We start from the raw sequence: 20,415 nt of genomic DNA, 5'->3' as shown, positions 1-20,415 counted from the left end.
TCCCTCTATTATGCAACGCCAATTTTTTCATGGTCTGAGAATCTTAACTGTAACTTACCGTGTTCTGATAGCCCTCTCAGTTGACTTCTGGCTTTTGACTCCTGCCCAAACGGTGAGCGGTTGTCCAACTTGCTTATATAGCAAGCTCTCCAGAATTACGCCATTATTGTTGGCGGTAAGAGTTTTGTTGGGCTGATGCAGAGACTCATAAAAGCCGTTGTACCAGCCGTCTTTAGATTTGAGGTTAGCTTGGACAAAATCAAATAACTGCGTGGTGTAAGTAGTATTATAAAGCACATGCCAACCGATCGCAGCTTTGGCACTGAGGAATCGTAAATCGTTGTGCTTTTGTCGGGTATCTGCAATGGTTGCCCAAGGTTCTCCGTTGACAAACAAACTGCTATAAACAAAGTATGGCGGGCGATCTAGGTTGTCTTCGGTAACAGCGGTTAATTGTTTTGTGGCTTCATAACGCGCTGCTTGAGCAGCTAAAATCCGATCGGCATAGGCTTTAGGCAAAGCTTGAAACCCAGTTTCGATGCCATCTAAAATATAGGGTTCGCTCAGAACGTAGTTATTGGCTCCAGAATTTTTATAGTCACGTTGGTCGTAAGGAATTCCCTGTCCGTAAAGATCGACAAAGGCAGCATGGGATTGATAATCCAAAGCTTTTTTTACATCCAATCCCCAAAGCTTTAAACCATAGGCAGCATAATTCTCATAGCCCAAGCGACCTTCTTGGTTGTACTGTTCTTTGCCTTTGATAACGGCAGTACCGTACATTTGACCATTTTCGGTCAGACGCTTGACTTGCCAATGTTTCCAAACGTCTGTGGAAAGCGATCGCATCTCTGGATATTTTGCCCCGACAATTTTCAACCAGATTGCCATCCGCCCTAAATCAATAGCCGACCAACCAATTTCTTCGCGTTTTTCTAGTTGACCATAATTAACGGGTACGAGGGTTTTTGCATTGTAGACTTTGTTGGGTAGTTCTCCTTTGTATAAGGGCATAGATGCCAGTGTTTTCAACATTTTGCTCATTTTGGCATCAAACTCAGCCGCAGGCACGATATTGAGTTCTCTAGCACTGACCAAAGCTGCGATCGCTGCTGTCTGATCCCACATACTTACGGAGGCAAAGCCATCAACGGAATTGACCAAGCCAGTTTCATCGTTCCAGTTGCGCTGGAAGTATGACCAAGCCTGACGGGCTGTTGTCGTTTCCTCTGGGGTCAGTTTTCCAACTCCAGGAGCAACATAGGGAATTATGGCTACTGTTAGTTGGTTTTTAGGAATAGATTGACCTGGCAAAACTACAGATTTCGCATCAAGGCTGGCAACTATTTCAGCTTCTTGAGCACTAGAGACAGCGGGTTGGGGTTTCTGCGGTTGCTGTGCAGCAGTTTGGGATTTTGATATTTCAGGTTTTTCTATAGAAGCCTTGGAAAGTTGCTTAGACCAAACATTTAAAATTGCGATCGCGATTACAGCGGTAAGTACTCCTCCGACAGTAGCTAGCATGGACAAGCTCTTAGGTGGCGGTTGAAAATCAGAACTCATACCGATTAAAGCCTTATTTTATAACTCAGTGTTGTTTGCGTAGTTTCACCAAATACATTCTTCCCAACTTTGAAATCTAACTAACACCCAGAAGTTCCGCTGACTTTTTACGGGATGTAGAAGTGTGACTCCCGAAGGATTGTCAACAGAATTTAATCCTGAATTCTGTTTTGCTAAAATTTAGATTCCGTCCACGATGATAATTACTACAATAAAATAGTCACGCACCCAATCTCTGGAGTTCTAGCAGTGGGCTTATTTGATGATTTGAGTCGGTTTTTAGAAAACCGTTTAGAAGAATTCTTGCGTAACAATCCACATTTGGAGTTAGAAGCGCTGCTAGAACAGCTGCGTGAGCAAGAGGAAGACACATTAAAGCTGATCGCAGATTTAAAATTACAAGAAAAGCGATCGCAAGAAGAAATTCTGTCCACCGCTCAAGAAATTCAACGTTGGCATATCCGTATTCAAAAAGCCAAAAACGCTGGCAGAGAGGATTTAGCGGCTGCGGCAGGCGAGCGAGAAGCAGCCTTGTTGCGCGAAGGAAATCAGCGTTGGGGACACATGCAAGGGCTGAAAGAACGGATTAACCAATCTCAGGAACTACTGCGAAAAATTCAGCAGCGGCGACAGGAGGTGCAAGCTAAAGCCGCCGAAGCACAGACAGCCCGTGCTAAATCGCAAACTCAGCAGCGTTTTGAAACCAGTGGTTGGTCGAATCAAGCTAGCAGTTTTTCTGGTGGCTTTGATGACTTAGAAGAGAAGTTTCGGAGCTGGGAAACTCAGGATGAGTTAGAACAAATGAAGCGGAATCTAGGCAAATAATCGCAAAACACGGGTAGAAGCCAGTTGGAAAATTTTATTCTCAACAAAGCCTAAATTAATCGCATTAAGCCATGTTTATTGACTAAAGTTTAGGCTTTGGCGTAACCCGAATGGCACTAAGAAAAGGGAAAATCGTTGAGGCAGCAGGGGTGCAGAGGAGCAAAGGAGCAGGGGAGAAAGAAGAAATTTTAGGCATTGCGTTCAGATATTTAGAAATTCCCCTCTGCCCCCCTGCTCCCGTGCCCCTGGAGCATCCCTACGCCGCTTACCTTTCAGCTTAACTTAGTGCCATTCGGCGTAACCTGTTGCAGCGAAAAGTCAGAGCGGTGGTTCCCGCCGTTGACATCTGTTGGAGAGAGTAATTTCCCTCCAATTTTGGGAACTCTAAAAATAGCGGTTACTGAGAAATGTTACCAAAATTTTATGAGAACTCTTCAACAATCACCCTCACTTAGGGCAGTATTCAAACAAAAAATCGACACCAAAAAATCTAGTAAACACCAAGAAATTCATGAAACATTAGGTGATGGCTTTTTGGGTGGGTTAGGTTCATTGATATTTGAAGTTAATCAAGCCACAAATAAATTCAAAGGCAATATGGGGGAATGGGGAGTATCGTTACTTTTGCAATCTTTCCCCGATACGTGGGTGATATTTAATAATGCCTTAATCCCCACTAATTCAGGCTCTTTAACGGAAATTGACCATCTAATTATTGGTGAGGGTGGTGTCTTTTTAGTAGAAGTCAAAACCTGGAAAGGTTCATTTAGCGCTTACAAAGATAAATGGAAAAGGCGTGAAGGTAACAATTGGGTAGCAGTTGACAATAGTCCGACTTCTCAAAGTATTTACCATCAAAAAATGTTTAGTCAGTGGATTACTCCATTAATGCCTAACCTTCCTAATGGGTTTGTTGCGGCTCCAGTAGTCTTCCCAATTGCTAAATGGATAGGAGCAAATGATTGCTCAGTTCCGGTTTTGCAAGGTATCCCTGCACTGCTACAGATGATAAATAGTTTTCCTGATTGTTTAACACCAATGCAAGTACAGGCGATTGCCCAAGCAGTTGAAAACTTGACGCTGCCTACAAACACTACCCCAATTTCTAAACCGATTCCTAAGCCCAAACCTGTTAAGCGCCTGAATCCTACAAGTTGAGTAAATTTAAGTGCGATGCCTACGGCGGGCGGTTACGCCATCGCATTGAGTATCTGCTTTCAAACCTTAGCTTAATTCTTCAACAAGATGAGATAAATCATTAAAAATGTATATACTGCAATTATCAAGCAATGAATTGATTAGCTCCCAGTATTAGACCTACTAGGAGCTTTTTTTATATATTATCCATCTCGGTTAGGGGTTAATACGCTTGGGTTAAGCTTTTATTTCTCGCCCTGCCTTAAAAGATAAATTTATTAACCCAAGCTATTGCGTTAAGAGGTATATCACGAGAAGTAACAGCATTCATCCTCAAGGCTATTAATAATTGATTCCGTTGGTAGATTGAATGTCAATGTTCGGATTGCTATTGTGTATTTGTCAGGTAAAAAACGTTTATCAAATCAAACCAATGAATATTCTTGCTTGGATTGTTTTAGGTCTAATTGCTGGTGCTATTGCAAAGGCTATCTACCCCGGTCATCAAGGCGGCGGAATTCTAGGAACAATCGTATTAGGAATTATCGGTGCTTTTGTTGGTGGTAGTTTGGGTGTGTTTTTCAGTACAGGAACCTTGACATTAGCCGCCCCCACACTCAGTATTCCCGGTATTGCAGTAGCAGTTCTTGGGGCGATTGTCGCTGTTTTCTTGTGGAACTTGCTAAATAGTCGCAGTGCTGTGTAATCAATTAAATTGGAATTAATTAATAGTAAACATCAGGGAACTCATTTAACTATATTTTCTCCCTGAATTGAAATAAAACAATAGCGCCTGCCTATATATAGGTAGGCGCTAATATTCTTTTGTTGTTAAAGCATTCGCGTTCAGCGTCTCGTAGAGAGAAAATTGAGAAGTAAATACCAAGAGGCGATGTCGGGTAACTCTTGGAAGTCAAAGTTGCACTGCGAGAGCGATCGCCTCACCCTAAAGAATAAATTGAAAGTGCGTAGGCATCGCTACCTGTAGTGGATAAACTGAATTTGACGGATACTACACAGCGCGTGTGCATTGGGACTATCCTTGTGGCTGGATGGATGATACTCTTTAGGGCGAACCAACAACTCGCAGCGCTCATCCAAAATGACCGAAAATAATTGAGTGCTATTTAAACCTTGAGGAGTAAATTGATCGTGTCCCATCTGTTAACAGCGTTCCGGCAGCGATTTTTGCGGAGTATCACTTTTGCAATACTCCTAACTTTGATTAGTAGTTTAATGCTTCCTGCTGCCACTTGGGCTGCCTCTTCTGGCTTGGGAGTTGATAATGGCCATCTTACTGCTTGTCCAGCTTCAGATAACTGTGTCGTGAGCCAAAATGCTGATGCCAAACATGCCGTCGAGCCGATTACTTATCATCTAGATCGCGATGCGGCTAGAGAAACTTTACTAAAAGTTCTCACTGTTGTTCCCCGTACAGAAGTAATAGAACAGACTCCTAATTACATCCATGCTCTCTCTAAAAGCCGCATCTTTAAATTTGTTGACGATGTAGAATTTTATTTCCCCAGCGATGAATCAGTAATTCATCTGCGCTCGGCATCTCGCGTAGGAGAGTCGGATCTTGGTGTCAACCGCAGGCGTGTGGAACAAATTCGTTTGGCTCTCTTGGACTTAAAGATTTGATTTTACTATCCGTGAGGAATGCCAAGGTTAATGATGCTATGACGACTAACTTAAACTTGGCTGAACTTACGAGAGTAAAGTTCATCAGACACTTCTTTGAGTTCTGGTTCAACTACTGTTAGATGTTGCTCCAAAATTGCCAAATTGCGAATATTAGACTTATAGAAAGCATCAAATAAATCACCCACTAAAGGCACACTACCAACCACTGTTTCCAAACCAACATTGAAAATCATTTTGGCTAAATCTTGACGTGGGATGCCAAAACGGGTAGCTAAAAATATGATGTAAGCTGAAAACGCTGTACTGATTAAATCACCAGCACCTGGAACCAAACCGATAATTGGGTCTATTCCAATGCGAAAACCTGTTAGAGGGATGCGTATGGATGTATCCATCAAGCGGCTAAGTTTGCGGATGCGATTGAGAGTAGCAAGGCGTTTTGCAGCGTCCATAATTTCTGATATTTACACTACTCTTAATTTGCACCATTTTTAGTTCTTTGTCTTGTACCGTCAGAAAGAAAAAGGGGGTTGCAGAATATTGGGATGAATTGGGGGAGCAGGGGAGGCAGGGGAGGCAGGGGAGGTAGGGGAGGCAGGGGAGCAGGGGAGCAGGGGAGGCAGGGGGGCAGGGGAGGTAGAGGAAGCAGGGGAGGTAGGGGGGAAAGCTTTTCTTTGTGTTGTTTGAGGCTACGGCGTAGCTTTTGGTCTAGTGTAGTTGCTGATATATGCAGGTACGTCAATTTGGGGATGTAAGCCTGAATCAGTAATGGGTTTTGCCACATTTAATTGCAAGGGAATTTCTCCAGCCCATACTGGTAGTTGATAATCAGAGACATCATCATTTGGCCCACCCGTGCGAACTTTAGCCGAAGCTTCAACTAAAGGTAGAGATAGCACTACCGTTCCAGCTAATTCACTGCGACTAGGCGATCGCACTTGTTGCCAACGTCCAGGTATAACATGTTCTGTAAATGCTTTCAGAGCAGCTAATTTTTGCTTTGAATCCTCTACAAGTGTAGCCGTACCAAATACTACCACCGAGCGATAATTCATTGAATGATGAAAAGCCGATCGCGCCAGTACCAAACCATCAAGTAAAGTTACTGTGACGCAGACATCAATACCTTGCTGGAGGAAGCGTAGCATCCGACTAGCTGGTGAGCCATGAATATATAAGGTATCGTCAATTCGTCCATAAGCTGTGGGGATTACAAAAGGCTGTCCGTCTGCGACAAAACCCACATGACAAACTAATCCTTCATCCAAAATTTGATAGATAATTTCAGACTCATAGCTTCCCCTTTGAGGTATGCGTTTGATAGTTGTTCTTTGGCTAGGAGACTCTTGTTGATTCATGATTGGAATTTGAACTCTACATCGCCAGAGTAATTCTGAAAGTGGCATAATACAAGTGCCACTTTTTTACTAAACTACCAGTCCACTTTTACCTATGGACTTTGCGATCCTTATCGACTCCCAAGCAGATATACCACTGCATCGCCAAGTTTATGAAGAAATACGACTTCAGATTCTTTCAGGGAGATTAACGCCAGGACAAAGATTACCTTCAACGCGATCGCTTGCTCAATCTCTCGGTATTTCCCGCGCCACTGTTACCCAAAGTTATGAACAGCTGCTGAGTGAAGGCTACTTAGAAACAATTCTAGGATCGGGTACTTTCGTTTGCGATCGACTCCCTGACGATCTGCTCAATACTGCACCGATTGAGTCAATTTCTTCAGCCACTAATTCATCAATAACACTATCAGCCTATGGCAAAAATTTGAATAATAAAGCATTCTTACGCTTACCAGAACTAGAATTGCAGATCAACTTTACCTATGGACGGCCAGCATTTGATAAGTTCCCCATAGACTTGTGGCGCAAACTACTATCTCGCCATTGCCGTTCTCACCCAAGTGTGCTTGATTATGCTAACGACTCAATGGGATATCAACCACTACGGCAAGCGATCGCTTCTTATCTTTCTCGTTCCAGAGCAGTAAAATGTACTTCTGAGCAAATCATTATTATTGGTGGTTCCCAGCAAGGACTTGACTTGATCGCACGCCTGCTGATTGACAAAGGTGACTTGATTGCTGTGGAAGAACCTGGTTATTTAGGAGCGCAACGAGCTTTTTTGTCCCAAGGAGCTTGTTTGTTTCCTATATCTGTGGATAAATCAGGTTTGGAGGTTACTAACCTGACAACAACCTCCAACATTAAACTTATTTACATCACTCCCTCCCATCAATTTCCTACAGGGGCGGTGCTATCCTTAGAGCGCAGGTTAAAATTATTAAATTGGGCGCAGCAATCGGGAGCGATAATTATTGAAGATGACTATGATAGCGAATATCGTTATAGTGGTCATCCTATACCAGCCTTACAAGGATTAGATCGGGGCAATTCAGTTATTTATATCGGCACATTTTCCAAGGTACTTTTTCCGGCTTTGCGTCTGGGTTATTTAGTATTGCCAGATAATTTGGTGCATATATTTACCCGTGCTAAATGGTTAACAGATCGTCAGTGTAGTTTATTAGAACAGCACGCCCTTACAGATTTTATTGGCGAAGGACATCTAGAACGTCATATCCGACAAATGCGATCGCTTTACGACCAAAGGCGGCAAATTTTGGTGCAGTCTTTAATTTCCCAGTTTGGCGATAGAGTCCAGATTCTAGGGGATAACGCTGGAATGCATTTGATGGTCAAAATAGATACAGATATGAGTGATGAAGTAATAGTCCAGAATGCTGCCCAGCTTGGGTTAGGTATTAGCGCAGCCCATCCCTATTACTTAAATAATAGCCCTGGTAGTGAATTTGTTTTGGGTTACGCTGAATTAAATGAGCAGCAAATTCAGGAAGGAGTACGCCGATTAGCTCAGGTAATTTTGGGGGCTTAAGCGAATGCCAGTAAAACAGTTTAGAATCCAAGCGGCGCACTGGCTACCCTAAAGTATTTTTATTTTTGCTTGACAAATTACCTCTAATTCTTACTATATTAAAAATATTTTGTATTACTAATAACAAACTTTGTTATTTATAGGACTTACGCAAAACTATGATAAAACGAACCACAAAGGACGCAAAGGACACAAAGGAATAAGAGTTTCAGAGAGTTCTTGCGTAAGTCCTGATTTATTTAATATTAAAAATTTTAGATATTCTTATTTATACAGATTAGACCTCTTATATAAATCCTTAACACCCCACCCCCTCCTCGCTTGCGGGGAGGGGAGCGTTTGCTTTACTCAAATGCGGGGTGGGGTTCTTTATTTTTGATTTATCCAAGAGGTCTATTACCTATAAGATTGCTCCCGAACAATTTGCTCAAGTCCCAAGTCTGACCAAGCTCGATCTCGTGCAGCTTCACAAATAATTGGTATTGGTACAATTATCAAGCAAGTGAATTCTGGAAATTGTATTTAATTTACTAATCAGGATTTATTTTTCTGATAAGGTTTAGTAAAGCCAAGTTTACCTCTTCTTTGTATTACTACTACCACATCGTAAGAATACCTAAGTTTTTGATTAGCCATCAAGGAGGAGAAAATATCAAAAATTTTGGGTAGTTCAAAGACAACATGTAATTAAATACACTTTTAAAATCGCTATTTTGTGTTTTTGCCACAGTATTTACCAAATATTTTCTATGATAACTGAGGCAGAGAGAATAATATGTTTTTAGACATTTTAGCTAGCCTGCAACGGTTATTTGTCGGTTACATTCCAGCCGTTGTCTTAGGTAGTTTTATCGGATATTTCATAGGCATTAATAACATGATTTATCAGCTATTTAGGCTGATATTTCAGATACCGCATAGTATCCCCCCTATAGCTTTGCTACCTATTGCCCTAATAGCATTTCAAGAGAGCGAATCGGCTGCTATCATAGTAGTTTTTTTGGGAACTCTCTGGACGATGATTATTAATACGGCAATAGGGATGCGGCATTTTCATAGACAGAACAAAAACTTTAGAGTAGCTATATTTCATCTATTTCACGCTTTGAAAGTTAGCATTTGGGTAGCTTGGTTTATAGTTATTGGTACAGAAATGTTAATCGGCCCAAAAGGACTTGGATTTACCCTTTGGGATGCTTATAAAGCTGGCAATGCCGATTACATAATCCAGACGATTATCTACATCGGTATCATTGGCTTTTTGCTAGATCAATTACTAGATTTCGCAGCCTATATTCTCTCGCAAATGGTTTCTGATGGGAAAAAACCTTCCTAAATTTTATCTAGGCTTGCGGATTGCACCCTGCCAGCTAATAGTTTGCTTCGCAGAACGTATTCCCAAAGAACGAGTTGCTACGACTTCAATATCAACGTTGACACCAGGGCGTAAAGCTTCATCAGGAATTTTGAGCTTGCCTAAAGCTAGAGTAAAACGGTTGTAGTCACGAGTCACAAGTTCGTTAGGAATATCCCCTTCATATTCAGTTTTGTAGCCAGAAAAACCGTGCAAGCTATCCTGGGCGCGGAATTTCACGCGAAATTGAGTATTAATAGCATCAGACTTTGCTGCCAAATCGACTATTTTTAAGTTGAGGTTTTGTCCTGCATCGGCAAACTCTGCCACAGCTAACCGGGTAACATCTTTTTTGGGAATGGCATAGTTAACAGTAAATGTTGTCAAGTTAGCCTCACTTTTGGTGCTACCCTCAACCCATAAATCCTCAGGAAAAGTAACTTCTACTTCTTTGCTGTCAGTTAAATTTAGTGTTACAGCTTGATTGCCAAAGCTGGCGATAGGTTGTCTTTCTTGCCAAACTATTTGAAAAGCCTGTTCTAGACGCTGTTCAAACTCACGGTAATTATCAGCGATCGCAGAACCAGGCGCAAGTAGAGAAGCTGCCCCTATACGTTGATTCCACTTATTCTTCGAGAGGTTGAACTGTTTGTTTGTCAGTTCCGAAATTGCTACCTGCACAGTTGGACTATCAGCTGCCAAAGGTTCCTTGCTATTCACAATACTCAAAGTTCCTAAGCGCCCTTGGCTACCATCGCTACCATCGCTGCCATCTCGCCCATCACTACCATCGCTACATCGATAAACCTTTTCAGTACACTTATAATCAGGGCTACCAGGAGTTCCGTTGCAGGTTTTCACTTCCCATCTCCGTCTGTGACAGTTACAACCCTCAGTACCGTTGCCACCTCTACCGCCGCGCCCGCTTTTCCCACCAGTCGCCCGAACGGAAACGTTCCGTAAGTCGGCCAAATTGCTGTAATACACTGTGAGGGAACCACCATTTCCCCCATCTCCTCCTTTGCCACCGTTACCGCCATTACCACCATCTGGTGCATTTATGTCATGGCTGACGCGCTCGCGTTGGTAACCACAGTCAGGTCGATCGCCATGTTCTCCGTCTTCTCCGTCTTCACCATCTTTACCCGACAAGTCAAGATTAACGGGTGAACTATTAACAAAAATATTTTGGTTTTCACCACTGCCACCATCTCTACCCGATCGCCCATCGCTTCCTGTGCGTCCATCTCTGCCATCATTTCTGGCTACTTTATAGTATTCGTCAGAGGCAACGGCTGGACATAAAACTGAACCAGAGGCAGGCAAAAAGCTAGTAAATAAGCAGAATGTCAGCAGTAGCGGCAGCTTAATCCTAAAACCATTGTGCATCTAGTTACACCTAAAACTTTAGTTGAATTATCTACTCCTGACGCTGAATTTCAACAATTTGCTCCCTTTTGTCCAGTAATGTATTACTGATATCATGTCCGCATAATTGGTTATGCTAACCACAGTCATTACACCCCTCCCTGCAAGCGGCTACGGTGTACACGCAAGTTATCGAATCACTTACCACTCCTCGAATTACCCCACCCTAACCCTCCCCATATGTATTGGCTACGGTGTACACACAAGTCTTACCGCAGCCATATCTTTGTTAATAAATCTCGCACTGCGTTTCTATTCCGCCTCGGAATGAATTCCGAGTCTCAGAGCTACTGTCCACTAAGCGTGGACTGGATTAATCATTTAGTCCACGCTTAGTGGACTTTAGCTATCAGCCCTGAACTTCAGTTCTGGGCGGGATATCGGTGAGTGTGACAGTTTCACTTTGACAAAAATGTGGGTAGAGAACGACTTATGTATACACGGCAGCCTTTACAAGGGGGGATTAAGGGGGGTAATCCGACTTGTGTGCACACCGTAGCCGCTTGCGGGGAACTCGGGGTCCCCTCTGGGGATTAGGGGCAGGGAGACAAAGCGTAGCTTTGGCGGGGTAAGGTTCTTCAGGTTTAATAAGTAATCAAGCTGACATGAGATGATTTGTGTCAACGTAGCACATATCAAGCTTACTAATCGATTAAGCTGCTGTTGGGTCGTCATTAACCTTAACAATCAGCTTGCCAAAATTATCACCTCGAAGTAAACCAATGAATGCACCAGGAGCGTTCTCTAAACCAACAGCTACATCTTCTTTATACTTGAGTTTACCAGACTGCAACCATCCAGAAACATCATGCAAAAAATCATTAAACCGATGTTGGTAATCACTAACTAAGAAACCTTTGATTAAAGCCCGTTTGATTAGTAGTGGTCTTAAATTAGGCCCTGCTGGAGTAGATGTAGCGTTATACTCCGAAATCAAACCTACTAGTGGAATTCTTGCCCCAAGGTTGATTTGCTGCAACACAGCTTCTAAAATTACACCTGCTGTATTGTCATAGTAAACATCAATGCCATTAGGGGCAGCTTCTTTGAGCGCTGAATCAAGCTCTTGAGTTTTGCGATTAATGCCAACATCAAAACCTAATTCTTCAACTATATAATCCCGCTTCTCGTCACTCCCGACAATTCCCACGACTCGCGCACCTTTAATTTTGGCAATTTGGCCTGCTACTGCACCGACAGCACCAGAAGCGGCTGAAACCACAACAGTTTCACCTTCTTTTGGTTGACCGATATCAAGTAGAGCAGCATAAGCAGTCAGACCAGGCATACCCAATACGCCTAGATTATAGGATAAAGGTGCTTGAGTAGGATCGAGTTTACGCAGTGTCTCACCCTTAGATACACCATAAGTTTGCCAACCATTATTGCTAAGAACAAAATCTCCAACTTGAAATTGAGGATGATTTGATTTAATTACTTGGCTGACTGTACCACCCACAATAACTGAACCCAATTCTACTGATGCAGCATAAGATTCGCCTGCACTAATGCGGCCACGCATGTAAGGGTCGAGAGATAGATAAATGGTGCGGCTAAGAATTTCCCCTTCACCCGGTTCGGGAGTTGGTGTTTCTACTAAAGCAAAATCACTCTCCTTTGGTTCGCCGACTGGACGACTTTTAAGGGTGATTTGTTTGTTAATTGAATCAGACATAAGTTATTTTCCGCGAAATCAATCTGACCATTGATGAGCGCACAGATATATGCGTCCGTTCACCAAACATTTCCATCTTTAGTGTGACACTTAAAGGAAAATATTATTAGTAAGTCAACTTAACTAATCCCACGGAAATCGAAGTCATTAATACCAATGAATAATGACTTTGGAGGCGGGCGGCTATTCCTACTACCCCATGAAGGGATTGGATTCCCGCCGATTTCACTTGTTACCGACAAACCACCAACTACCTGATTGCTAGCCACTGGGAATTATTTCAACTTTCTCCCTTAAAAAGGGAAGAACTGGAGCAAGACTGAGCCAAGACTTCCCAAAAAGTCAACGAAACTGGGGCTACCAGCACTTAGCTTCTCATTTACGGGTGTTTGCAGTTCTTTAATAAAAGCTTGGGTTGTTTGCGTTCCAAGGCTGTTGTTTTGGGATGTAAACAATTTGTCAGCAACTTGGGCATCTTGGAATGCACCTTGTCTATCTAGTATTTGGTAACGGGCGACACCACGAGCTAAATAAGCACCCGCATATTCTGGTTTAATAGCGATCGCTTGATTAAAATAACTGATTGCTTGCTGTTGGTTGCCTTTTTGCGCTTCTGCTACACCCCAAGCATAAAATTCTTCTGATGAAGCAATTTGTAATGGTATACCAACTGCACCCTGGAAATTAGCGCCATTCAAGTAAGCACCAGTCAGTTCTGCATTTGCTAGATAGGTATTTCTCAAATCAGCACCCGCCAAATTTGCCCCACGAAATTTAGCTTCGCTCAGATTAACACCAAATAAACTCGCGCCGCTCAAGTTTGCACCCCGCAAATCTGCGCCGCTCAAGTTTGCACGACTGAGGTTAGCACCTGTGAGATTAGCACCGCTCAAATTGGCTCCAGATAAGTCAGCCATCACTAAACCTGCACTAGTCAAATCACAGTTTTGACATTGTTTGGTTGCCAATAACTGCCTAACATGTTCAGAATTTGCAGCTTGTACGGTTGTTGTCAAACTAATCGTGGTTAAAAATGCTGCTGCGCCTAAAATTTGCTTTTTCATATTCGCGTAATATTTCTTACTCAATATTCAACATTAACTGAGACGGATTTATACCTCAGCCTATGATATGAGAAATCTCAACAATTTGCCCTCTGTAGTTGCCTATATCACTTGTAAATTTCAGTAACTGACCCTGTATTCCTTGCCAGAGGCAATGGATGCAGGGATGAAGGGTAAGACCATTTATGAATTTGCAAGAGGTCTAAATATAAGTGCTGCCTATCACTCGATGCATTTGTATCCACGGTACTAAGTTCTTTTATCAAATTCTGGCAACCAATTTTGTCAGCGATCGCACAGATGATTGAGTGGATATTCCATGTCTTTAATGATTAGGTAGGCGATAGGAATGCCTCATACCAACTGTATTGAGCAGCCTCTGGCAGTCATCGTCAGGGGTTAATTTTCTACTGCAACAATTTCAATCTAAATATCCGTATTTAACGATAGCTTTATCTTGAGGAAACTCTAAAATCTGCTGTTCTGGATTGGCTGCGATCGCTTTGTTCTTCCCCTGTCAATTATGGAATTTCAACAGCAGTAAGAGTAATTGTTGCTGAACCTGGGTTTTCCTATTCGGAAATATCTTCTTGTACCATTTTTTTATGATGCTGCGCCAAACCATTTTAACTTCTTTTTTTGTGTCCTTTGCGCCTACGTTTTTCTTTGTTGTACTTAAATATGGTTTAGCGAAATCAAGTCAAACTTAAAAGCTAGTTTGACATACGCTACAAGCGAAAGAATACAAACTTCCTTCAAAAATTTAACCCTTGTAATAGTGTTTTGTAATTTCTAGACTAAAGGCAATTCCAGGTTGCAATCAACAAAAATAGCTAAAAAATTGTGGTTGTCGTTATTTTTATTTAGGCAACAAGCATTAAGTAACTACACTATTTCCGCTATTAATCCAGTTATTAGGGAGAAAACATTAGAATCGGCAAAGTCCAAACAACATATTCATCGATAAACTAAAAGGAGAAGTGCATGAATTTACAAAATAAAGTTGTTATTATCACCGGGGCTAGTGGTGGTATCGGCGAAGCAGTTGCCAAAGAGCTAGATGCAGCAGGCATGAATTTAGTGCTTACAGCGCGATCGCAAGACAAACTTGAACGCCTCGCGTCGAATCTAAAACATGCCAAAGTCGTTCCCGGTGAGATCACAAACCCTGAATTGCCACAAAAATTGGTAGACTTTGCCATCCAAACCTTTGGCCAACTTGATGTAGTTTTTAACAATGCAGGCGTGATGACTGTGGGGTCAATTGAAAGTGTCGATATCGAAGCAATCTGCCAGATGGTTCGAGTCAATGTAGAATCTGCTTACAGGATAGGTTACACGGCACTGCGGCACTTCAAGGAATCTGGTAGTGGATTTTTAATCAATACTTCAAGTATTGCTGGGCTAAAAACAGTTCCCCAACTAGCTGCTTACTGCGGTACTAAATTTGCGATCGAGGCCTTTACAGATTCCCTGCGCGTAGAACTTGCAGGAACCGATATTCGTGTATCAAGTATTGCCCCAGGTACTGTAGATACGGGCTTATACGACAAATGGGGAGAACAGCAAAAGGATTTCGTCTATTCAGGAGGCGTACTGCAACCAGCAGACATCGCCCGTTGTGTTCGTTTCATCTTAGAACAGCCAGGTAACGTCCTCATTCCCAGGCTTTTGGTAGTTCCAGCCGCTGAACCAGTGTAATAAGCTAATCGTCATTCATTTTTCCAATAATGATTCGCTTGTAGTAAGGGCTTCAGCCCTAGGGCTATTTCATTCTCATCTAGACCGCCTCAAAATGAATTCTGAGTCTAATAGCAAAAGTCGTCTAAAGACGACTGAGAAAAGATTATAGTCCGTTTTAACGGACTTTAGCTATTAGCCCGGAACTTCAGTTCTGGGCGGTTTCTGTCTAGAACGAAATAGCCCTGGCTTCAGCCCTACCTTCATGCAACTTAAATACCGATTAGCTTACCAAACCCTTCTTTGACAAATATCTCTATCGCCTTCCTTGAAGTGAAAAAGCTTTCAGGAGTGGTTGGATAACTACTCAAGGACTTGACAAAAATGCTTGATGTGAAAAATAAAAGAGCAGGCGCTTTGCAAAAATAAGTCTGAGTGCAGGCTTCCAACTATCAGAACTTTGGGGGGCTTCCCCAATGAGCGACTGACGTAGTTTTTCAAAAAACAAAACCTACATTTAGGCGATTGCTTTCCTTGATAAAATTGAGATATTGAAATACAATCGCCACTTTATTTATCAGTTTAATTAATAGACCTGCCTTGAAAATAAGGCAGGTCTAGTATTTAGGTAACACAAGTAGGAATTAATAAGTTTGAGATTCAAGCACAGTGAGCTTTATACCCAGAAAGCATGGCAACAATCTCTTTACGCCCACTTTTTTTGGCAATATCTAAAGGAGTGTCTCCGTTATTACTTTTGATATCTAAGCGAGCACCTGCGTTTACCAAGAGCCTGACTCCTTCAATATTGTCCTGCCAAACTGCATCGTGTAGGGCAGTATATCCGTTATAAGGCCCCTGAGCATCTATATTAATCCCATATTCAATCAGAATTTTCATGACCTCTGGATGTTTCAAATAGGCAGAGGCATGGAGTGCAGTGGCCTTCATATTTGAGTCAACCGCGTGAATATCAGCACCAGCGTCAAGGAGTAGTTTCACCATTTCTGATTGGCCGTTAGCAGAACTGACCAGCAAGAGGCTATTTCCACTCCTGTCTGTTTGGTTAACGTTTACGCCAGTTTCAATGAATTTTTTAGCGTCTTTAAGGTTGTTATTAATTACCGCAGCAACTAAATTAGTACTCATATTTGTACGATTAAAAACTTCTAGGCTGTTTAAAAAACAGGCGTTGCATATTTGCGGGATGATTTTGCTAGTTTTGTGGGATGGGCATCTTGCCCGTCCCTTGTATTTCAGGGCGCTCGTGTCGCCCACCCCACAAGAATCATCCCTTGATTCAGCAACGCCAAAAAACAATATCGATACCAAGACCTTGAACAACACAAATGCCATATTCTAAGTCTGCGTTGTAGAAATGGAGAATTTGTCGCAGTTGAAATTCCCGCTTTGCAGACTTCAAGCTATCAACCAAATTCTCCACTAGACGGGCTTTATCCTCTTCTTTAATGGTTCTTGGATAATGCTAAACTGCAAGTCTCCAAAACTTAAATAAAAGTCGAAAATGATTTCAACACGATTCGCAAGTTGAGACTAAGGTTATCTGTATCAAACCATTGTCTATTTTTGCAACAGAACCATTTTCGCTTTTTAACATAAGTACTTCATTAGCAACAGTACTCTTATTAAAAATTGCAGCAATCTCTTGGATACAGGCTTGCAACCGTTGAGCTTCTGCAAAACTTACAGTTGTGGTTTCCTGGTTAATTAATTCGCTTGAACTTGCCTTTTCTGGGACTCTTTGCCAACATGGGATGCTCTTACTCCGATGCGATCTTCGCCATGTTTGCGGGGTTGTATTGTGAAACCGAAGAAATTGGCGACCGAAATGGCGTCTATCTAGATAGCCTACAGCTTCAGCAATCTGCTCTACCGACTGGTCTGTTTCGATAAGCAGACGCCGTGCTTCTACCATACGACGCTCGACAATCCAACAGAGAACGGTTTTTCCAGTCTCTCGCCGTACAAGGTCGGTGAGGTAGGCAGGGGATCGACTGACCGCCTCAGCCACCTCTCTAAGACTAATTGAATTATGATAATTTGTCTCAATAAATCGAAAAACATGGTTTAACAAAGGTTGGGACTGAAGCAAGAACTTTTCAAAACTTGTCAGTATCGCCGTATTAATAGCGATGTTAACGTTATAAGAGTCAATGTCATTTAATAAGTAATTAGAGTCCATCACTTTAGCCTCATTCATTGTATTAAATACACTTGGATTTCATTTCAGATGATCTGAAGTAAAGGAAACGTTAACACTAAAAATCAGGAGAAATTCCACCAGATTGAAAGGGCTGGTCGTTAAAACTTCAAGATAGATGAAGAAACTTTTTAGAAAGTTTTAACTTTTTTTTGGAAGCGCTATTATGATATTTATTCTTAGACAGTAATATGCTGCTAAAAAGGAAATTAAGTTTCTGCTAAGGGTATGCTCCTTACAAAAAGGAATCGAAAAGCAAAACATTATTGTCCAGAATGTTTACACATAGCAGCCAGCGAAATTAGAGGGGAAAGCCCCCGTGCATCAATTGGGGGATATAACCGGGTAAGTTAATGGTAAGACGCCTTGAGAGTGAGTATTTCTCTTAAGGGCTTTGCGTATAATTATCTATTTCAAGATTGGTTTTAGCCAGTTAAGATAGAAAACTTAAGCGGAAAAGTTTGTGTTTTTCAGTTGGATTTTAGGCAAAGTTCCAACTGAAGCGGTTTTTAGCCGATAGTAAATGTAAATAATAGGTTTTGCTAATTTTGCTAAAATTTGCATCTCGTAGGGAAGGGTACGCGGGAGCGTAAAGTAAGCCCAAAGGGACGCACAGTCTTACCAAATTTAATTCGCTAAGAACTTATGCAAAGCTGCACGAAGGTGTTATGCTTTGCCAAATCAGTTTTTACAGATGTAGGTTTTTGACAACTGAAATCGCGCTATTGCCTATATATCAAGCTTTTTAAGCTAAATAGTACATTTGTCTGTTCAACTTAAAATTTGAAGGGGAAAATGTCACAGGAAAAAAAGAACTTATCTTTATCTTAAGTTTCTTATCTTGAGTTGCAAAAGTTTTGTAAAGTTAGCAAACTTAACTCCAACAGGCATCTGTCAATCAACCACATAGATGAGGGTGCGTAAGATGAGCAATAAGCAATTCTGCGAAACTTTAGATTCGTCTACATTGCCTCTGGATGAACTCCTTCGGGTGCAGATTGAGTCTGCTGCCGAACGGTTTTGAGTTCCAGCAAGGCACTTTAGCTGGATATTGAGATGCAGAATGTTAATGAAACACATCCTGTGTGCAATTCATTTGTTACTTATAGAATAAAAGCTTCCTGTTAGTTTCCCTAAACCTTACACAGAAACGAAGCCGTTTGTCAATAAGGTTTCTGTCAATACATAAGTCCTAAGGGTATGGGATTTTCTCGCCATCTAAGTCATCTTTAACTACCTCTTTTCTTGCGAATGTCTAGCGAAACTCGCAATGTTCAATTGCGTTTCTCAAAGAAAGTCAGCAAATTCCCCTATTTTGCTATCCAAGGTGGTGGTCAAGATGTTGAAAGGCATAGAAATGTAATATGCATTTGGTATTTCGGGGGGTGCGATGGCGTAACTGCCGGCCGTAGGCGATCGCATTCCTCTAGGATTCCAATAGCACAAGCTGTAACACAGTTCAATTTAGTTACTTGACTGGCAATTTTTTGGAATTGTCGCTCAATAACGCCTCAAATAGCTCAACCCATTGTACTGTCTACATTTTAACCATCGGGCGAAATGCTTGCTGTGCTGGATTTCATGGGTTATTTAGCTTATTTAGCAACAACTCTATATTGCCACGAGTGACTTGCCCCAATTCTGTAGCAACCCTAAGTGAGAAAGGAAATATGCGTAGTGAATTTTTAATTAAAACTGATTCAGCGTGTTTCGTGCCTGACGAAACAGCGTTCAAGACTGCTAATTACACTCAAAAGCATCAAGCCAATTCTGCAACAAGTGGCGATCGCTTTGCCTCAAATATAAGTGATGCAGAGAGGATAGCTCAAACTCAGAAGCTTTTAGATAGAGCGATCGCAGATGCTTGGTACACAGTCAAGAGCGATCGCAGACCACCAAAACTGACCCGTACACGCTGGGTATGGCGACTTACAGGTCTTTACCATCTGTGCCACTCCACCACTCAACTGATGGAGGAAGCTGCTCAAGGCTTTGCTTCAGCAAACCGCAAGAGTTTAGCACAATGGGCTACAGAAAAAGCCAGAGAGGAAGCGGGTCACGACCAACTTGCCTTGCTCGATATCCAGTCGATGGGATATAAAGCCGAAGCTGTTGTGGAAGCACTTGTTCCTCCTGCTGCAAAGGCTTTGATGGATTGCTTTACCAGAAGCGTGCGGGACTCAGATCCAATCGATTGCGTGGGGTATTCCTATACGGGGGAACGCCTAGCGATATGTAGAGGAGTGGAGTATATCCAGATGGTAGAGGCATTGCTACCACCGGATACCAATGCTACCCGCTGCCTGCGGGTACATAGTGCCGTTGGCAGTGATGTGAAGCATGTAGAGGAGACGATTGAGATGATTGCAGAGCTTAGTGATGATGAGCGTGTCCGCGTTGCGAGAGCCTGTTACAAAGCAGCATTGTTGCGCTTTAGCCCACCCAAGGAACACTACATATCAGATGAGGAAATTCAGAATGTTTTGAAACCACTAGTGCTTACTTAGTAACCGAACAACCAAGGACAACTCGTCTAAAACACCTTTAACAATATAACTCAAATAACTACAAGGAGAAGAGAATGAAAACTACAACAGCTACAGTTATCGATCTGCAATCAATGAAAACTACACCAGCTACAGTTATCGATCGGCAATTTTTGAGTCCCGATTATTGCAGCCTCATTATAAATAGCTTAGAGGTTTTGAACGACATGGAGATCGATTTGGAAAGCATTATGCTTAGGGAGTTCGCGCGAGGATTGCCAAGTGACATTGACGGCGGCGATCTTTAGTTGTTACTTGCCTGTGTATTTTAATAAATCAGGTTTGAGCTAACACTTGATGTCCCTGATTGTCTAGTCACTATCAGGTGAGTGTTTAAAGAAGCTTTGAGGCTGTTTAAACCT

The 20,415-nt window shown here is 42.1% G+C and carries 19 protein-coding genes; 10 read left to right on the top strand and 9 right to left on the bottom strand.

Annotated elements, in window-relative coordinates:
* Positions 1–54 precede the first annotated feature (54 nt).
* Positions 55–1,563 (bottom strand): DUF3131 domain-containing protein, encoded by a 1,509-nt coding sequence (locus tag V7L01_RS05755; RefSeq protein ID WP_335032742.1) that lies wholly within the window; start codon positions 1,561–1,563, stop codon positions 55–57.
* Between the two features lie 249 nt (positions 1,564–1,812).
* Here V7L01_RS05755 and V7L01_RS05750 point away from each other — a divergent pair, with 249 nt between their 5' ends.
* From V7L01_RS05750 to V7L01_RS05730, 5 genes are all read left to right on the top strand, one after another.
* Complete coding sequence (locus V7L01_RS05750; protein WP_335032740.1) at positions 1,813–2,388, top strand: TIGR04376 family protein; 576 nt, start codon at positions 1,813–1,815, stop codon at positions 2,386–2,388.
* Between the two features lie 110 nt (positions 2,389–2,498).
* Positions 2,499–2,669 carry a hypothetical protein gene (locus V7L01_RS05745; RefSeq protein WP_335032738.1) on the top strand — a complete coding sequence of 57 codons (171 nt, stop codon included), beginning with the start codon at positions 2,499–2,501 and terminating at the stop codon, positions 2,667–2,669.
* Positions 2,670–2,811: 142 nt separating this feature from the next.
* Positions 2,812–3,546, top strand: coding sequence for a nuclease-related domain-containing protein (locus V7L01_RS05740; protein WP_335032736.1), 735 nt, complete (start codon positions 2,812–2,814; stop codon positions 3,544–3,546).
* 412 nt (positions 3,547–3,958) lie between these two features.
* Entirely contained in the window at positions 3,959–4,231 is a 273-nt protein-coding gene (locus V7L01_RS05735; protein WP_335032735.1) for a GlsB/YeaQ/YmgE family stress response membrane protein, read from the top strand.
* 446 nt (positions 4,232–4,677) lie between these two features.
* Positions 4,678–5,169, top strand: coding sequence for a DUF1499 domain-containing protein (locus tag V7L01_RS05730; RefSeq protein WP_335032733.1), 492 nt, complete (start codon positions 4,678–4,680; stop codon positions 5,167–5,169).
* 50 nt (positions 5,170–5,219) lie between these two features.
* Here V7L01_RS05730 and V7L01_RS05725 read toward each other — a convergent pair whose 3' ends face one another.
* Both V7L01_RS05725 and V7L01_RS05720 read right to left on the bottom strand, forming a co-directional pair.
* On the bottom strand, positions 5,220–5,624 hold the full coding sequence (locus tag V7L01_RS05725; RefSeq protein ID WP_335032731.1) for a DUF4112 domain-containing protein: 405 nt from the start codon (positions 5,622–5,624) through the stop codon (positions 5,220–5,222).
* Between the two features lie 237 nt (positions 5,625–5,861).
* Positions 5,862–6,530 carry a pyridoxamine 5'-phosphate oxidase family protein gene (locus V7L01_RS05720; RefSeq protein ID WP_335032729.1) on the bottom strand — a complete coding sequence of 223 codons (669 nt, stop codon included), beginning with the start codon at positions 6,528–6,530 and terminating at the stop codon, positions 5,862–5,864.
* Positions 6,531–6,624: 94 nt separating this feature from the next.
* On the opposite strand from V7L01_RS05720, the gene pdxR reads away from it, so the two are divergent.
* Complete coding sequence (gene pdxR, locus V7L01_RS05715) at positions 6,625–8,085, top strand: MocR-like pyridoxine biosynthesis transcription factor PdxR (protein ID WP_335032727.1); 1,461 nt, start codon at positions 6,625–6,627, stop codon at positions 8,083–8,085.
* Between the two features lie 775 nt (positions 8,086–8,860).
* On the top strand, positions 8,861–9,421 hold the full coding sequence (locus V7L01_RS05710; protein WP_335032726.1) for a nitrate transporter: 561 nt from the start codon (positions 8,861–8,863) through the stop codon (positions 9,419–9,421).
* 3 nt (positions 9,422–9,424) lie between these two features.
* On the opposite strand, the gene V7L01_RS05705 is transcribed toward V7L01_RS05710, so the two are convergent.
* The 3 genes from V7L01_RS05705 to V7L01_RS05695 all read right to left on the bottom strand — a co-directional run bounded on the left by V7L01_RS05705 (position 9,425) and on the right by V7L01_RS05695 (position 13,606).
* On the bottom strand, positions 9,425–10,828 hold the full coding sequence (locus tag V7L01_RS05705) for a collagen-like protein (protein WP_335032724.1): 1,404 nt from the start codon (positions 10,826–10,828) through the stop codon (positions 9,425–9,427).
* A gap of 691 nt (positions 10,829–11,519) precedes the next feature.
* The gene (locus tag V7L01_RS05700; RefSeq protein WP_335032722.1) at positions 11,520–12,542 is read right to left on the bottom strand and encodes an NADP-dependent oxidoreductase; all 1,023 of its coding nucleotides are present in this window, start codon (positions 12,540–12,542) and stop codon (positions 11,520–11,522) included.
* A gap of 293 nt (positions 12,543–12,835) precedes the next feature.
* Complete coding sequence (locus V7L01_RS05695) at positions 12,836–13,606, bottom strand: pentapeptide repeat-containing protein (RefSeq protein ID WP_335032720.1); 771 nt, start codon at positions 13,604–13,606, stop codon at positions 12,836–12,838.
* Positions 13,607–14,590: 984 nt separating this feature from the next.
* Between V7L01_RS05695 and V7L01_RS05690 the strand changes: the two genes are divergently transcribed.
* Positions 14,591–15,307, top strand: a complete 717-nt coding sequence (locus tag V7L01_RS05690) for an SDR family oxidoreductase (protein WP_335032718.1) — start codon at positions 14,591–14,593, stop codon at positions 15,305–15,307.
* A gap of 639 nt (positions 15,308–15,946) precedes the next feature.
* On the opposite strand, the gene V7L01_RS05685 is transcribed toward V7L01_RS05690, so the two are convergent.
* The 3 genes from V7L01_RS05685 to V7L01_RS05680 all read right to left on the bottom strand — a co-directional run bounded on the left by V7L01_RS05685 (position 15,947) and on the right by V7L01_RS05680 (position 17,489).
* A complete protein-coding gene (locus V7L01_RS05685) occupies positions 15,947–16,642 on the bottom strand; it encodes an ankyrin repeat domain-containing protein (RefSeq protein ID WP_335032717.1) in 696 nt (231 codons plus the stop codon).
* Positions 16,587–16,730 carry a hypothetical protein gene (locus tag V7L01_RS35355; RefSeq protein WP_442936939.1) on the bottom strand — a complete coding sequence of 48 codons (144 nt, stop codon included), beginning with the start codon at positions 16,728–16,730 and terminating at the stop codon, positions 16,587–16,589. Before V7L01_RS35355 ends, V7L01_RS05685 begins: the two co-directional genes overlap by 56 nt.
* Before the next feature lie 87 nt (positions 16,731–16,817).
* Positions 16,818–17,489, bottom strand: coding sequence for an AraC family transcriptional regulator (locus V7L01_RS05680; protein WP_335032715.1), 672 nt, complete (start codon positions 17,487–17,489; stop codon positions 16,818–16,820).
* 1,688 nt (positions 17,490–19,177) lie between these two features.
* Here V7L01_RS05680 and V7L01_RS05675 point away from each other — a divergent pair.
* On the top strand, positions 19,178–20,014 hold the full coding sequence (locus V7L01_RS05675; RefSeq protein ID WP_335032713.1) for a hypothetical protein: 837 nt from the start codon (positions 19,178–19,180) through the stop codon (positions 20,012–20,014).
* A 74-nt stretch (positions 20,015–20,088) separates the two neighbouring features.
* Positions 20,089–20,301, top strand: a complete 213-nt coding sequence (locus tag V7L01_RS05670; RefSeq protein WP_335032711.1) for a hypothetical protein — start codon at positions 20,089–20,091, stop codon at positions 20,299–20,301.
* Positions 20,302–20,415 lie beyond the last annotated feature (114 nt).

This window comes from Nostoc sp. (assembly GCF_036917095.1).
GTDB lineage: Bacteria > Cyanobacteriota > Cyanobacteriia > Cyanobacteriales > Nostocaceae > Nostoc.
Note: the sequence above shows the minus strand (reverse complement) of the source record. Positions and strands in the feature narration are given on the sequence as shown.